17 protein-coding genes are annotated in these 14029 nt (G+C 45.5%); 15 read left to right on the top strand and 2 right to left on the bottom strand.

The features are described from left to right. Positions 1 to 336: 336 nt before the first annotated feature. From ACJJI5_RS15570 to ACJJI5_RS15555, 4 genes are all read left to right on the top strand, one after another. Positions 337 to 789 (top strand): RDD family protein, encoded by a 453-nt coding sequence (locus ACJJI5_RS15570; RefSeq protein WP_445354558.1) that lies wholly within the window; start codon positions 337 to 339, stop codon positions 787 to 789. A gap of 126 nt (positions 790 to 915) precedes the next feature. Next, positions 916 to 1179: a hypothetical protein gene (locus tag ACJJI5_RS15565; RefSeq protein WP_445354557.1), complete on the top strand. Its 264-nt coding sequence runs from the start codon at positions 916 to 918 to the stop codon at positions 1177 to 1179. A 174-nt stretch (positions 1180 to 1353) separates the two neighbouring features. Further along, positions 1354 to 1533 carry a hypothetical protein gene (locus tag ACJJI5_RS15560; protein ID WP_445354556.1) on the top strand — a complete coding sequence of 60 codons (180 nt, stop codon included), beginning with the start codon at positions 1354 to 1356 and terminating at the stop codon, positions 1531 to 1533. Positions 1534 to 1829: 296 nt separating this feature from the next. Next, positions 1830 to 2492: a hypothetical protein gene (locus ACJJI5_RS15555; protein ID WP_445354555.1), complete on the top strand. Its 663-nt coding sequence runs from the start codon at positions 1830 to 1832 to the stop codon at positions 2490 to 2492. 107 nt (positions 2493 to 2599) lie between these two features. Here the strand turns inward: ACJJI5_RS15555 and ACJJI5_RS15550 are convergent, their stop codons facing one another. Beyond that, positions 2600 to 2959 carry a hypothetical protein gene (locus tag ACJJI5_RS15550; RefSeq protein WP_445354554.1) on the bottom strand — a complete coding sequence of 120 codons (360 nt, stop codon included), beginning with the start codon at positions 2957 to 2959 and terminating at the stop codon, positions 2600 to 2602. Between the two features lie 1223 nt (positions 2960 to 4182). On the opposite strand from ACJJI5_RS15550, the gene ACJJI5_RS15545 reads away from it, so the two are divergent. From ACJJI5_RS15545 to ACJJI5_RS15495, 11 genes are all read left to right on the top strand, one after another. Next, positions 4183 to 5007: a hypothetical protein gene (locus ACJJI5_RS15545; protein WP_445354553.1), complete on the top strand. Its 825-nt coding sequence runs from the start codon at positions 4183 to 4185 to the stop codon at positions 5005 to 5007. 677 nt (positions 5008 to 5684) lie between these two features. After that, positions 5685 to 6536 carry a hypothetical protein gene (locus tag ACJJI5_RS15540; RefSeq protein WP_445354552.1) on the top strand — a complete coding sequence of 284 codons (852 nt, stop codon included), beginning with the start codon at positions 5685 to 5687 and terminating at the stop codon, positions 6534 to 6536. 219 nt (positions 6537 to 6755) lie between these two features. Next, the gene (locus tag ACJJI5_RS15535) at positions 6756 to 7151 is read left to right on the top strand and encodes a DUF5675 family protein (RefSeq protein WP_445354551.1); all 396 of its coding nucleotides are present in this window, start codon (positions 6756 to 6758) and stop codon (positions 7149 to 7151) included. Next, the gene (locus ACJJI5_RS15530) at positions 7151 to 7507 is read left to right on the top strand and encodes a hypothetical protein (RefSeq protein WP_445354550.1); all 357 of its coding nucleotides are present in this window, start codon (positions 7151 to 7153) and stop codon (positions 7505 to 7507) included. The genes ACJJI5_RS15535 and ACJJI5_RS15530 overlap by 1 nt, the downstream gene beginning before the upstream one ends. Then, positions 7504 to 7731 carry a holin gene (locus ACJJI5_RS15525; protein ID WP_445354549.1) on the top strand — a complete coding sequence of 76 codons (228 nt, stop codon included), beginning with the start codon at positions 7504 to 7506 and terminating at the stop codon, positions 7729 to 7731. The genes ACJJI5_RS15530 and ACJJI5_RS15525 overlap by 4 nt, the downstream gene beginning before the upstream one ends. Beyond that, positions 7718 to 8263 (top strand): hypothetical protein, encoded by a 546-nt coding sequence (locus ACJJI5_RS15520; RefSeq protein WP_445354548.1) that lies wholly within the window; start codon positions 7718 to 7720, stop codon positions 8261 to 8263. Before ACJJI5_RS15525 ends, ACJJI5_RS15520 begins: the two co-directional genes overlap by 14 nt. Positions 8264 to 8272: 9 nt before the next feature. Continuing rightward, positions 8273 to 9076, top strand: a complete 804-nt coding sequence (locus ACJJI5_RS15515) for a head maturation protease, ClpP-related (protein WP_445354547.1) — start codon at positions 8273 to 8275, stop codon at positions 9074 to 9076. Positions 9077 to 9133: 57 nt separating this feature from the next. Continuing rightward, positions 9134 to 10456, top strand: a complete 1323-nt coding sequence (locus ACJJI5_RS15510; RefSeq protein ID WP_445356320.1) for a phage major capsid protein — start codon at positions 9134 to 9136, stop codon at positions 10454 to 10456. Between the two features lie 10 nt (positions 10457 to 10466). Further along, positions 10467 to 10838, top strand: a complete 372-nt coding sequence (locus tag ACJJI5_RS15505; protein WP_445354546.1) for a DUF2190 family protein — start codon at positions 10467 to 10469, stop codon at positions 10836 to 10838. A 6-nt stretch (positions 10839 to 10844) separates the two neighbouring features. Continuing rightward, complete coding sequence (locus tag ACJJI5_RS15500) at positions 10845 to 11141, top strand: head-tail joining protein (protein WP_445354545.1); 297 nt, start codon at positions 10845 to 10847, stop codon at positions 11139 to 11141. 283 nt (positions 11142 to 11424) lie between these two features. After that, positions 11425 to 12153: a Stf0 family sulfotransferase gene (locus ACJJI5_RS15495; protein WP_444897735.1), complete on the top strand. Its 729-nt coding sequence runs from the start codon at positions 11425 to 11427 to the stop codon at positions 12151 to 12153. A gap of 38 nt (positions 12154 to 12191) precedes the next feature. Here ACJJI5_RS15495 and ltrA read toward each other — a convergent pair whose 3' ends face one another. Next, positions 12192 to 13505 carry a group II intron reverse transcriptase/maturase gene (gene ltrA, locus ACJJI5_RS15490; RefSeq protein ID WP_445354544.1) on the bottom strand — a complete coding sequence of 438 codons (1314 nt, stop codon included), beginning with the start codon at positions 13503 to 13505 and terminating at the stop codon, positions 12192 to 12194. Positions 13506 to 14029 lie beyond the last annotated feature (524 nt).

Genomic DNA, 14029 nt, shown 5'->3' with positions numbered 1-14029 from the left:
TGAGTGTAAACACAATGCCGCAAGGCAATAGCGCTCGTTCATTTATCATTCTCCTTTAGGTGTTCAGTGGCTGTAGACATTTCAAGCTGAAACTGATTTTTTGATGCTATTTAGTTTGCAAATAAGTACAAAGAAACCAATTTTGACACTAAAGAACAAAGTGAGATTAGTCCACTATGGGCGAAAGGGTTAAGTAAGTGGCTTTCAAAGGGTTCTCAAAAGGATATAAAACAGAGAAAATACTGGGCTATAAAGCAGATTTTTTATATTTAATTTGCACTTTAGTATCAGCTTGAGTTGACTTTCAGGGAAAAATTAAAAAGGGTTAAGTAAATAATGAGTGAAAATATGTATCAGGCACCAACTGCTTCGCTTGAAGTAGGTGATGATGAATCTAATTATAAATTAGCTTCAACTACAAAAAGATTTATCAATCTGATGATTGACACAGGTGTCTATTATTTGGTGGCTGTTGTTTTAATGGTTGTGGTTGCCCAATTAGGGGTTGGTCATATTTTTTTGGGTGCAGGGGCTTCGGTGTTTGCCATAGTGGTGATGGTTTTATACGATTTTTTGCCTGAATATTTTTTTGGAAAAACTCCTGCCAAATTTATTACTAGAACGAAAGTTGTAAACCTTGAGGGTGGGAAAATTACAATGGGCCAAGCTTTAGGTCGGAGCCTAATTCGACTTGTTCCATTTGAACCATTTTCCTTTTTAGGTCGTAGCGGTTCTACACGCGGGTGGCATGATTCGTGGTCAAAAACCAGAGTGATTTCAACTAAATAGTATTCGATATGCAGTCAAACACGTAAGGTGGTAAAAAGTTTTATTCCAATAAAAGTTAAGTGGTTTTGGAAGCCAGACCCGCACCAGCGGGTTTTTTTATGCCCGAAATTTTTGGAGCATTATCCAATGACCCAACGCATAACAATCCACGATGCTGTACAAAGCGAGCTGCAAACCCTATCCGGCTACACATTCCCAACTCCTGGCACCACAGAAGAAATTGATAGCAAAAAGCTGCCGTCCACTGTGGTGGGCTTTGCAGTTGAGAACACCGAACACGAAATGCATGGCGGTACCGAGCGGCAACTTGATCTGACGGTTGCTGCGGTAGTGGAAACTAGCGGCGATGTGTATGCGGCGTTAGACCAACCAAGCAGCGGTGGATATTGAAAGCGTCTTGCAGGATGCTTCTCTGGAGAGCATCTGTGATTTGTTCCTGCTTAGCCAAACCGAGTTTGCGCTGGACCAGGATCACCCATTAGGTGAGGTATGCTTGACGTATAGCGCCAAGTATTCCACTGAAACCACAGACTTTTAACGAAACAACCCGATGAGGTTATGACTATGGCACAAGGTTATAAAACTAAGTTTTATCGCAGTGATGATGGCAGTTCCTATTCTCAAGTAACGGGCATGTTGGATCTTGAGCCCGGTGAAGAGTCTCGTGGTTCTGTTGATATGACTCTCATTGATGGCACCAGTGGCTATATAGATTATGACCCTTCGGGCTTGCGTGATGCCTGAGAGGTCTCTATTACCTTGATCTGGAAAGAGAGCGACAGCGGCCAAAAGGCTCTGCGCTCAAATTACGATTCTCATAACCAAGTCCGCCCACCTCGTGGAAATCGATTTCGCGAATACGGTGGATACCTAGTTCTGGATAAACCAGAGCCACATAAATTACCAGGGCACTTATCACCGAGATAATTTGCACGCAGCTGAAAGGCGATTTCAGGATTACTACGAGAGTTTGCCGAAGGCTGCTTGATGGGGTGTGTGGCTGGTTTTTGGTTGCTTGAAAATTGCTTGGGGGGCATGACATGAAATTCGAAAGTGCTAGACAAGCGTGGCACGACGCCTTTGATAGCTCCACCGCTGCATTTGATAATGAGGCCATTGGCGGTGGAAGTACGGTTACCTCATCTGGGAGAGGGCGAAAAGTTGTAACTCGCGGAGAGGTGCAGGGCAGGGCCAACCAAGTCATTTGCCGGGTTGCAGCCCCAACACTAGTTGCGAAAGAAACCCCCGGAGCCAAGGACAGCGGCAACCGCATCATGGATGCCTGTGAAAAAGGATTAATCCAAGATGCAGTCGCAAAGTTGAGAGAGAGTGATCCATTGGCATACTGCTGGGGCATGGCCGCCTACGCCCCGCCAGCCTCAAGAGTCAAAGAGCGAGCGGCTCTGTTGCGGTACTTGATGAGTGAGTTCGACAAATGGGAAGAGCAGCACCCACGAGAAAAGGTTAGCCAGCTGGCGCTATTTTGTATTAATGCGTGTGCACTGCGCGATGTAAATGGCCGATTAATAGACCTGGGCCAAGCGCGGACAATTTTAGGATGTGACAAAAAGCGGTGGGATAGGGAGTGGGTAAAAATTTGGAAACGTTTGCAACGGCGTTTGGACCCTCTACCCGCAAGAGCTTTAGGGCCTATTTCTGAGATTGTGCAGGAGTATAGAGGTCGGCTTAAAGCCGCTTGTTGACAGCTTTGTCCTGAGGGGGTGTAAATTTCCTAGCGTGCAGTTTTTCTGCTTTGCAAAATTAAACCGGCCACTGAGCCGGTTTTTTAAGTTCTGAATACAGAGAAGTTTTAATTGACAATATAACCCCAACTCCAACTTTCGATTTGGGAGTAGGCATCACATGAATCACTCCCAACGGCATATATTTTTTTACCTTGTGCTTGAGCTGCGAGGGCCATTGCATATATGGACGCGCCACCCTTTTCATTTGTATCGAAAGCGAGCGCATCCTTATAATCCGAGCTTGCGCACTCGGGGGGATCATAGTTTAGTTCTGATTTGAACCTGACAAACCCTTTTCCAGACTTGCCAATACGCACATATTCAATATCAAATGAAGACGCAATGCCGGCTGCACTGGTGATTGGTGAGTAAGATAAGGCAATAGCAATCGGTAATATTAATTTTTTCATGATAAGTTTTTTCATGTTTACCTATAAAGTATTTTCGCCTGAAAATAATGAGTTGGAACTATAGATGGGTTTGATTTGCTTCTATATAGGGAGAGTAATTAGTCGTCCTATGGTGGAGTTTGTGGTCTTTTGAAACTTAATAAATCCTGACATAAATGGTACGAGGTTTTGTTCCGTAACCCGGTGTAGTCTCGGGGTCATAAAAGAGGAGTAGCTTACCTATTTTTTGACTACTTTCAACTAAAAAACCAAATAGGAAGTTTCTACCTTATGGAGTTTAGCGTGACAAGATTTACCAGTGAATCGGTTGCTACTTTGGGACGTTTGATATTGTATGGCTGAACTTTCTATATCGTAGAGCGTCCATGGTTGGGTAATTATATCTCCAGGGGTATATACCTATGTGAGCCTTATAACTGTGCCAAGCGTTCTAACGTGTAGGGACTACAGGAAGTTCCAGGTCGCTCGATAATCTGGACCTCCACCTCCATCAGATTTTCAAGGATGTACTGGAATTGATACAACTCTTGCTCCGGGAGCTTGGTGAGTAATCCCGTTGCGGAGAGCTTTGAGTTGAGTGCCGTTCGCTATATTCCGAATTGCTTGCGAGAAAAGGTTAGCCAGCTGGCGCTATTCTGTATTAATGCGTGTGCACTACGTGATGTAAATGATCGATTAATAGATCTGGGTCAAGCGCGAAAATTTTAGGATGTGACAAAAAGCGGTGGGATAGGGAGTGGGTAAAAATTTGGAAACGTTTGCAACGGCGTTTGGACCCTCTGCCCGCAAGAGCTTTAGGGCCTATTTCTGAAGTTGTACAGGAGTACAGAGGGCGACTTAAAGCCGCTTGTTGACAGCTTTGTCCTGAGGGGGTATAAATTTCCTAGCATGCAATTTTTCTGCTTTGCAAAATTAAACCGGCCACTGAGCCGGTTTTTTTATGCCTGGAAGTTGGTTAGCTCAGTAAGTTTCTTCAAACTTTAATCGCACTTTATGTATTTTTTGAATGGCTGTTTTACAAAGTGTGATCAGGCGCTGGGTTTTTACGCGTTCTGTTTGTATTAATTCTGGTGAATGAGAAAGATATTGTTCGTGAAATTTTGAGTTTCTTTATTTGGTAAGATCGTACTGGGAAAGGATGCTAAATTAAGTTCAATATAATTTACTTAGTTTAAGGTGTGCTGTAAGTTTCACCTCCTCTTTCGTTAGTTAATCAATACATTTTTTGGTGAGTTTTTATGTTTTTAAGAAATACCGTCAAAACAGTAGCTGTTTCTGTGGCCTTGTTGGCCTTCGGCGCGCAAGCTAAAACGTTCCAATACGAACTTCAAGATCTAGGTTCATTTGGTGGTGAATTACAGTACCCCGGTCTAGATTTAGAAGGCGCTAGCTCTGCAACCTTGACTGTTGATCAAAAAGATAAATGGTCCCCCGCTATACTTACTTCGTTGGAAATTAACTTTCCTAATGCCCCCAGTCTGTCAGTAAGCAATTTCCAGGTGGATGACGGAGGTTGGAGACATGAAGCGACCGTCGATGACGCCTGGGTGTATCGTCAGCTTGATGTTGTAGTAGATGGCTTGGACCTCGAAAGCTTAAATAATACAATGATCAACATTGATGGTTATGTCTCTGAGGCTGAAAATTTTATTGGGGCAGAGCGTTCACTGAACTATGACCAAAGACTATTTACTGTTCATGGGCAGTTGGTTGATGTGACTCCAAGCAAGATTGTTGATGTCGCAACGTTCACAGTTGACGGTAAGCAGGTTGAATTGTCTCTAAGAGATAACCCAACTCTTGATCCAAATTCAAACAATGGTGATATGGCATTTGTTGTCGAATTACTGTGGTTTGGAGAGGGGAAAGAGGTTTACCATTTTCACGCACCTTTTGGTGATGAATCAAAATTCTATGAAGCATATAAGCTAGAAGTGACAACAACTGGTCCTGATGGTGATGAAACAGCCATAAGTGTTAAAATTAAAGACGCGCAAGGTATGGAATCTGAAACTCATCATGTATATCTTGAAGATATGCTGAGAGATGCTTACCAGCACTAATCGCGTCCTTATTTTTGATTTAAGGTTTAAGATGTACTGTATGTTAAAATCAGTTAAGAAATCTTAGATAGTCGCTCAGTAGCGATACCTATTTCATAAAAATTAACCCGCCTTGTGCGGGTTTTTTTGTTGCCCATACTTTTTTCGCTACGAGGCTGCTGCCTAATAGAAGACATAGCTCGCCTGTGCCACCAAAGATGGGTCTGGGTAAGTTTCCTATCCAGGATGTTATTCAGGTGATGGAGAATGCGGGCACTCCCTGGCCTGTTATCAGGTATCGGATTTTGTATAATTTGCTTATGTTGAACTCGGCTGGTAGATAATTCTATGAGTAAAGGTTTTAACTGGTTTACTTAGTTCTATCGTCCTAACAATGGCTCACCTGCTAGGTTTTTATCATTTACTGCGGCATGTTTGTGTTATAAAATTCCCATCTGGATTTACTAGGTGTTTTCTGTCAGGGAGGGTAAGGGTGAGTTTTTCATACTGCTATTTTTAAGGTTTTCTTCTGGAGCAATTCTATTTCTATAGAAGCTCTATTTTTCACTTCAATTTCTTGTCGTGGTTTTACCTTGTTGTGATTTTTTAGTTTGCCAGATTGGAAAGAGTAACTCTGTGCATTGAGGTTGCTTTCTGTTTTGGTCCAATTTCTAAATATATTTATAAGTAGATTTTTTATGTTATTTAAAAGTGCAATTAAAACACTTGTCGTTTCTGTGGCTTTATTGGCTTGCGTTGCTCAGGCGAAAACTTTCAAGTATGAACTGCAGAATTTTTATTCAGGAGGAGGAGAGGTTGACTATTCGGGGCTTGATCTGGATGATGTTAAATCCGTAACGTTGACTGTCGAGCAGGCGGAGCCTAGGGCTACTCCTATTCTTACTTCTTTGGAAATTGAGTACGCCCATGCACCAAAACTGTTAGTAAAAAACTTATTTAGTGGTAATGATCCCAATGGGGATAGCTGGGTTTTTAACGGGAAAGTTAATAATGCTTGGGTATTCCGTCAGGTTAATGTGCGCGTAGATAATCTTGATCGTTTAAATGAAGATGGTAAATTTGTCGCCATTGAAGTTGCTGTATCTGATTACGAAAGTTTTGTTGAGCTAGGTGCTAATGAAGATGCGTATGAGTATGGAAAACGTCTAGCTTTTGTTGAGGGAGAATTGAAAGCGGCGAATCCAAGTAAGGTGATTGATGTCGAAAAGGTCACACTAGATGATAGTCGAGTGAAATTGTCACTTAGAGATGAACTAGTTGCCATGCCAGGTAATACTAAGGCTGAAAAGGCGTTTGTTATTGATGTGCTATGGTTTGGGAAAGGAGAGTCAGTTATTTATTTTCCTGCTTATAATGTTAGTGATTCATTGTTTGTGGATCCGTTAAGTATTGATGCCACAAAATTTACTAGGACAGATGGAGGTGAGGATTACTACATTACAGTTACGGCAAGATATGAATATGGTCATGTGGAAGATTCAGGCTCTATCTCCCTTTTACATTTACTGAGTACTGCTTACGATAATTAATCAGATTGACTATGTCTTTAAGTGTGATCTGTGGTTAAAGGATATGATTAATTTAGCTTGTCTATGTATTTCATAGAGTTACTTTTTAAAAAGATTGTTTAACCATTCTCTTAACCCGCCTTGTGCGGGTTTTTTCATTTTTTAGTCTTTGATTTTCTGTACTTGGCGGTGTTCACTTGGGTGCCGTTTTCTATTCCAATACTCTGCGAGTAGAACTTCATGAATTACAATCTGCAGCGATTTGCCTATGGGCCTAATGCCACATTGGGACGGCTAAGGGTGCGCGACTGTGTGTTTTATACGGTAGAGCGCCCGTGGTTAGGTAATCGTCCGTTCGAGAGCTGTATTCCTGAAGGGGTTTATTCCTGTAATCCCTATAGTTCACCAAGGTTCCCCAATGTGTGGGAGCTACTGGAAGTGCCTAGTCGTTCAAAAATCTTGATCCATATAGCAAATTATGCTGCAGATGTGCAGGGCTGCATTGGGGTTGGCTCTAGTCTGGCTCCCGGCAGTTGGTGGGTGACGCAATCCCGCAGGGCGATGCAGCAATTGCGAGAGCTGCTGCCTCATGAGTTTAATCTAACAATCACGCACTATGTGCCGGAGTATCCGTGATGGGTATTTGGTCTGGAGTTAAGGGTTTATTTGCTGGCCCCGAGTCGGCAAACAAAGTGCTGGATGCCACTTTGAATACTGTGGATGCGGTGTGGTTTACCAATGAGGAAAAATCTCGTTGGTATCTGAAATACCTGGAGGCCACGCAGCCGCAGAACCGGGCGCGAAGATTAATTGCCTTTCTGGTGACCTTGGTTTGGGCGCTGTTGGTTTTATTTATTGCAGCGGCCATGGCTTTGAAGGCGCCTTTTGTAGCAGACCTGAAAGGCTTGCTGGTTGATGTGGTTGTGCAGCCTTACAGCATCATCATCGGCTTCTATTTTGTGAAGTCGTGGGTGAGCGAGGTTAAGCGGTGAACACTGTAGCTCAAGAGGCAGCGAGGGAAGCCATGGTTCAGAAGGTCGCCAGTGCAACCACTACGGTTGCTGCAGGTACTGCTGTAGTTGGTGGATATGCAGCTCAAGAGATATTGGCGGTAGGTGGTTTCTTGATTGCTTTGGGTGGGTTCATTGTGAATTGGTATTACAACCACAAGCGCTTGAAGCTGCAAGAGCAGCAGGGCGGGGATGATGGACGTTAGTGTAAAGCTCGATACCTCAAAGTTTGATCGAGCAGCTGCTGAACTGAAGAAGCAATTACTTTATGCCAGTTCGGTTGCCCTAAATAACGTGGCCTTTCGTATACACGGCACTTATAGTTCGCAGCGCCAGGAACTGGTAGAGCAATGGACAAATTATGAAACCCTCAGCCTGGAATTCTGTGAGGAAATCGTAGAGCCGGCAACCCGGCGCTGGATGCAGATGGGCTTACTGGCTGATGCCTTTAAAGTGCCAAGAGATGTCGACCCATCCACGCTGATGCACGTCGATTTTATTACCCCGGTCATGCCCTGGATTAATCCGTTACATGAAGCCAGTGCCGATGAAACGCTGCTGGAAGATGTTCTAGCCAGCCCACAGCAGACCATTCGCCGCCGTGGTAAGAAGCCGGACGATGTGGTTAAGCAGACCGCTGCCTGGCAGAGAAAGCTGCGAGAAAACAAGATCACAACCCCAACTAAACGCACTGTGGTCCCCGCAGAAAATACTGAGTCCGACTCTGAGTCTGAATAGGAAACCGCAATGCCTAAAAATTCTTGGTACAGCATTACTGCTACTGCAAATACCAGTGAAGCCGATATTTATCTATACGACTACATCGGCTATTGGGATATGACCGCAAAAGACTTTGCCCGTGATCTCAAAGCACTCGGTGATGTCAGCAAGATCAATTTACACATCAACTGCCCCGGTGGTGATGTGTTCGACGGTACCGCCATTAACAACCTGCTCAAAGATCATAAGGCCGAAGTGGAAACCTGGATTGAAGGCATCGCAGCCAGTATGGGTAGTGTGATCGCCTTAGCCGGGGATACGGTTCATATCGCCGAGAACGCCTATTACATGGTGCATAACCCTAGTGCCAGCGCCAGAGGCGATGAACGCGCCCTGGAAAAAACCAAGAGCCTGCTGGCAAAAGTGAAAACCACCATGATAGGCCTTTATTCCTCCCGCTCAGGAATGTCGGATGAGGAAGTCAGCCAAGTGATGGATGACGAGACTTGGTATACCGGTGCTGAAGCCGTAGAAGCCGGTTTCGCCACCGATACCACGACAGCTATTGAAATGACTGCAAGCTTCAGTGCCGATCATTTAAACCAATTCAAAAATACCCCTCAAGCTATTAGTGCATTGGTAATGCAGGGGGCCACTGAATTTAGATTCCCGTCTGCGGTTACAGACAACCAAATCCAACCCAAGGAGGCGCAAGCCATGCCGAAAACTACCTCCCCCACGCCAGCTGCAACCGTTGCGACCGAGGTTACCCCAGAAATGAAAGCGCAAATTGAAGCCGATGCCAGAGCACAATTTGCAGCGGATGAGTAAAAGCGCAAAGACGATATCACGGCCGCATTTAAAGGCTTTGAAGCGCACAGTGTTGTGATGCAGGAATGTCTCAATGATATGGACTGCTCAGTGCAGGGCGCCAAAGACAAACTGCCCACAGCCCTCGGTAATCAAACCCCAACCCCAGTGCAAAGCTACAGCGTGGTGGTGCAGGAAGGTGAGGGCATGAAACGGCTTAAGGCTGATGCTGAAAATGCCATTGCCGTGCGTGCCCTCGGTGAAAAGCGCACAGAAGGCAATGAGCTCAGTGGCTACACCATGATGGAGATTGCCCGCATCCTGATGCAGGCCCATGGGCAGAGCTTGTCTGGCCTGGATCGGATGGGTGTGGTTGCCGCAGCGTTTACCCATAGCTCTGGTGACTTCGCGACTGTCCTTGGCAATATTGCCAATAAACCCATGCTGAAAGGCTATGAAGAAGCACAAGAGATCTTCCCGCGCTTTACCAGCGTGGGCAACCTCAGTGACTTTAAACTCACAACTCGCACGGACCTGGGCAGCTTCTCCTCACTTCTCCGAGTGGCTCCGGGGGCAGAATTTAAATATGTGAGCATCGGAGAGCGCGCCGAGACAGCTGCACTGGCTACTTACGGTGAACTCTTCTCCATTACCCGCCAAGCCATCATTAACGATGACCTCAGCGCATTTACCCGTATCCCACAAAAGATGGGCCTTGCTGCTGTGCGCACTGTGGGCGACCTGGTATTTAGCATCCTGCTCAATAATCCCAATATGGCTGACGATAAGCCTTTGTTCGACGCAAGTCATGGCAACCTCGCTAGCGCAGCGGGAATCAATACCAGCAGTATTGATATTGCGCGGGTATTGATGGGCAAGCAGAAGGATGGCGATGCGGTGCTCAACATCCGGCCCAAGTTCCTGCTCTGTGATATTGCTGATGAAGGCAGTGCAAAGGTTGCCCTGGAATCTGAGTACGAAGTGGGTGCATCCACCAAAAACAACACCACACCGAATAGCGTACGCAATATTGCCGAAGTGCTCTCTGATGCGCGCCTTAGTGGCCACAATGCGTGGTACCTCAATGCCGACCCAGTAGCGTATGACACTATCAAAGTGCTCTATCTGGATGGCCAGCAAGCCCCAATTTTGGAAGAGCAAAATGGTTGGAGTATTGATGGGGTGGAATTCAAAGTCCGCTTGGATGCTGCAGCCAAAGCCTGGGATGCTGCAGCCAAAGCCTGGGATGCTGCAGCCAAAGCCTGGGATGCTGCAGCCAAAGCCTGGGATGCGAAAGGCATGGTGAAGACTCCAAAAACCAGCCAACCGCTAGCTCTAACAACGTTCATTGAAGAGGCCGCATCGCGCGGCCTTTTTACTTTCAGTTACAAACTCAATTGAGGGAAAGAGAATGGCTACTAATTTTGTACAAGACGGGCGTATGCTGGATTACACCAACAGTACCAGTGCGAAGATTACCTCTGGCCAGGTTGTGGCGGTTGGTGCGGTGCTGGGTGTGGCGATGGATGATATTGCCGTGGGTGAGTCTGGCGTGATTGGTATTGATGGCGTATTCACCGTGCCCAAGGTATCCGCCGCAGAGGTCAACCAAGGGGAAACTCTCACCCGGGTAGTTGCATCCAGCTCATTCGATAACAACGCAGCCACCGCAGCCACTGGCGATATCACCGGCGCAACGGCCTTTGCCGCTGAGGCAGCGGGTTCCAGTGTTACCAGCTTCGCGGTCAAATTTACAGGCGTACCGGGCACAGTGAAGTCCTAATTCATCATGGACTTAGATCAGAGAGCCGCAGAGCGCGCGTTTCGCAAATGGGGCAAAGCCGCTACCTATGATGATGGTAGCGGCGGTGAGCCTATTGATTGCCGTGTGATCTTTGAGCAGGAGATTGATGACTTTGGTAGTGATGAACGCGTGCAGGTACCGCGTGTTGAATTGAGTCTGTTGGTGAGTGAGGTAGGTGCTTACAACTCAGAGGCGGTGATTATCCTTGGTAGTGTGGGGTATACGGTGCGCAAGCGATTGGCGGATGATGGGGTTGTTTGGCGAGTGCTGGTGGATGTGTAGCCTGAGTTGGTAGGTCAGCACAGGATTTATGATCATTGTGATTGTTATTTTTTTGAGTTGCTCAAACATACAGGAAAATGCTTTAAAATCATTGACTTAAAAGATCGGTTAAAAATGGGGATAGTGGTCAAATTGATCATTTTTCCAGATGGACCGGTAGTGCCAAATGATCGTAATCCATTGATTTAGTGGAATAAAATGGCGTATTGGCGTAAATTTGTGCCAGAAATAGTAGTCATGATGACTCCTGCATAAATATTAGGCAAAGTCAAGAGAAAATCATATGAGCATAATTGAAAAGTTTCGCAAAGGTATTGGATCTAGTCGCTATAGGCGATTTATCGTACTTACGAGATCACGAACTGGATCGAACTTGCTCATATCGTTGCTCAATTCGCATCCGCAGATTGAGGCAGATGGGGAAATATTCTCTAAATTGAACGGAAAGAATTACAAAACAGTTTTGTCCAAGGCATTTCCTAAACAGCCACTTAACATAAAGGCCAAAGGATTCAAGATTTTTTATTATCACCCGCAGGATGATCATTCATGCGGCATATGGGAAAAACTTAAATCAATGAATGATCTACATGTAATTCACTTAAAGAGAGAAAATATCTTGCGTACTTTAATTTCGAGAAAGGTCGCAGGAGTTCAGGATGTTTGGGCAATTAAATCTGACCAAGCTTCAAGCACTCCTAGTAAAGAGGTATCAGTCAGCTTTACCGAAGATGAGCTGCGAGCTGAATTTAAGAGAACAAGAGATTGGGAGGAAAATGGTGAAAACAATTTCAAGAACCACCCTCTTTTGTCTATCACCTATGAAGAATTAGTAAATAACCGCTCGGGTACATTCAGAAAAATTACTGAGTTCTTGGATGTTCAGCACATAGAACCAAAAACGAGGTTGAAAAAACAAAATACCAAGACCTTGAGGGAATCGATAAAAAATTACGATGAATTGAAATCAGAGTTTTCTAAAACAGAATGGGCGCCTTTCTTTGAAGATTGATTGGCTAAATCGGGTAGCCGGTAGTTTCTAGCTACCGGCTACCACACCACCCATCGTGCGGGTCCGCAATGGGCGGTTCCCTCTCCGTAATGAATTTCTACCCCGCGATCACGTAACGAGACCAATCCCATCTTTTGGAAAAGCTCATTGTTGAGTGCAATATGAATACCTTCCGTCTTTGCATTTCGCCAGTAACTTTTACCGGACGATCCACAAGTGACAGCCCGTGATTCACTCACGCCCACGCGCAGTAAGTTTCGGACTTTCGCTCTCACTTTACGCCAGTTTTTCCAGTAGCTCATTCTCAATCTTCGTCGTATCCAGCAGTCAAGATCGATACATTTTTGATAGCCTTGCGCTATCCCAAAATAGTTGATCCAACCATGGAGGTATACGGTAAGTTCTTTCAGTTTCTTTTCCATCGAAATATCATGGGATCGCCTTGTGATCTGGCGGACGCGATATTTAAATTGGAGCAGAGACTTATCATGCCAGACAAGCCTTGCACCGCGAAAAGAGAATCCCAAAAACTTACAGCGGCTGACAGGAACTACTTGGCTTTTAGTGTCGTTAACTTTGAGCTTAAGCTTGCGCTCAACAAAGCGTTTAATACTCGCCATAACCCGTTCACCCGCGCGCTTAGAAGCAACAACGATCACAAAATCATCCGCATAGCGAACAAAATCATGTTGGCGTTTTTCCTGCTCTTTATCGAGCAGGTCGAGTACAATGCTGGAGAGCAGCGGCGATAAAGGGCCGCCTTGTGGTACCCCCTCATGACAGCCTTTCCAGCATCCATCTTCTACACTTCCTGCACGCAAGTAGCTTGCGATTAGTTTGAGTAAGCGCTTATCGCTGATTCTTTGGCCAAGTAAACTCATGAGAAAATCATGATTTACCCGGTCGAAGAGCTTAGATAAATCGACATCTACGGCTATTCGTTTCCCGCCTTCGATATACTTCTGTAGCTTTTTCACCGCATGATGCCGTGATCGCTTTGGGCGGAACCCATAGCTGAACTCCGAAAAGGTTTTATCGAAACTGGGACCGATGATTTGGGCGATAGCCTGCTGAATAACACGATCAAAGATCGTAGGTATCCCGAGACCACGCTGGCCACCATCTGGCTTGCGAATGTAGACGCGCCTGACAGGAAGCGGTTGGTAATGACCTTGCCGAATGGTTTCGATAAGGTCATCGCCAACTGCCTTAAAGTGCTGCACAAAGTTATCGACTGTAATCCCGTCAATGCCTGCGGCACCTTTATTGCTCCGAACGTGCTTCCATGCAGCATTGAGGTTTTCTTTGCTGAGGATGGTTTCGAGCAGATTTTCATTTGAGTTGAGTGTCATGGCAATGCGCTACGTCAATTTTATATCCGGCTGGCAACATATCAGTAGGCTAGCCCTGTCTTTTAACTCGTGGATTTTGGGTTCAGGCCTTCACCCTGTCCAAGGTATTAAACTTGGCATTTCGCTACTATGCCCTCGGCTGACTTCTGTTTAATCACTTTGATCATTGCTGACCGAAGCGCTTCTGTGTCCCACCATTTTTTGTCTACACCCGCGATGGTGGCTAGCGGGTTGGGCCTACTTATGAGTCAGCGGCTACGCTGACAGCTTCACAGGAGCAAGCTAAACAGATCTCCCCAGATAAGAACGTGAACTTTCACTACACAACTGCATCATTTACTCTACCCGTTAGATCACATGGCTTCGGTGTCCTTGGCCGCCTCGCCTCCAGGCTAAGCCTTATATGATGTTTCTGTCCGTCAGCTCGTAGTTTTGCTAGCGGCTTCCTCCCCACAAGACCTCGCGGCATTGCAGTTGCCATTCGCTAGTAGTTAGCATTTAATGGAATCCATTAAATGGTGATC

The sequence above is a fragment of the Microbulbifer maximicatervae (SeqCode) genome (assembly GCF_052467955.1).
Note: the sequence above shows the minus strand (reverse complement) of the source record. Positions and strands in the feature narration are given on the sequence as shown.

What these genes read in the sequence shown, in the direction of transcription:
- ACJJI5_RS15545 (WP_445354553.1), top strand. Translation starts at nt 4,183, where the DNA reads ATGTTTTTAAGAAATACCGTCAAAACAGTAGCTGTTTCTGTGGCCTTG.
- ACJJI5_RS15535 (WP_445354551.1), top strand. Translation starts at nt 6,756, where the DNA reads ATGAATTACAATCTGCAGCGATTTGCCTATGGGCCTAATGCCACATTG.
- ACJJI5_RS15510 (WP_445356320.1), top strand. Translation starts at nt 9,134, where the DNA reads ATGCAGGAATGTCTCAATGATATGGACTGCTCAGTGCAGGGCGCCAAA.
- ACJJI5_RS15520 (WP_445354548.1), top strand. Translation starts at nt 7,718, where the DNA reads ATGATGGACGTTAGTGTAAAGCTCGATACCTCAAAGTTTGATCGAGCA.
- ACJJI5_RS15565 (WP_445354557.1), top strand. Translation starts at nt 916, where the DNA reads ATGACCCAACGCATAACAATCCACGATGCTGTACAAAGCGAGCTGCAA.
- ACJJI5_RS15530 (WP_445354550.1), top strand. Translation starts at nt 7,151, where the DNA reads ATGGGTATTTGGTCTGGAGTTAAGGGTTTATTTGCTGGCCCCGAGTCG.
- ACJJI5_RS15570 (WP_445354558.1), top strand. Translation starts at nt 337, where the DNA reads ATGAGTGAAAATATGTATCAGGCACCAACTGCTTCGCTTGAAGTAGGT.
- ACJJI5_RS15555 (WP_445354555.1), top strand. Translation starts at nt 1,830, where the DNA reads ATGAAATTCGAAAGTGCTAGACAAGCGTGGCACGACGCCTTTGATAGC.
- ltrA (WP_445354544.1), bottom strand. Translation starts at nt 13,505, where the DNA reads ATGACACTCAACTCAAATGAAAATCTGCTCGAAACCATCCTCAGCAAA.
- ACJJI5_RS15505 (WP_445354546.1), top strand. Translation starts at nt 10,467, where the DNA reads ATGGCTACTAATTTTGTACAAGACGGGCGTATGCTGGATTACACCAAC.
- ACJJI5_RS15495 (WP_444897735.1), top strand. Translation starts at nt 11,425, where the DNA reads ATGAGCATAATTGAAAAGTTTCGCAAAGGTATTGGATCTAGTCGCTAT.
- ACJJI5_RS15560 (WP_445354556.1), top strand. Translation starts at nt 1,354, where the DNA reads ATGGCACAAGGTTATAAAACTAAGTTTTATCGCAGTGATGATGGCAGT.
- ACJJI5_RS15515 (WP_445354547.1), top strand. Translation starts at nt 8,273, where the DNA reads ATGCCTAAAAATTCTTGGTACAGCATTACTGCTACTGCAAATACCAGT.
- ACJJI5_RS15500 (WP_445354545.1), top strand. Translation starts at nt 10,845, where the DNA reads ATGGACTTAGATCAGAGAGCCGCAGAGCGCGCGTTTCGCAAATGGGGC.
- ACJJI5_RS15540 (WP_445354552.1), top strand. Translation starts at nt 5,685, where the DNA reads ATGTTATTTAAAAGTGCAATTAAAACACTTGTCGTTTCTGTGGCTTTA.
- ACJJI5_RS15550 (WP_445354554.1), bottom strand. Translation starts at nt 2,959, where the DNA reads ATGAAAAAACTTATCATGAAAAAATTAATATTACCGATTGCTATTGCC.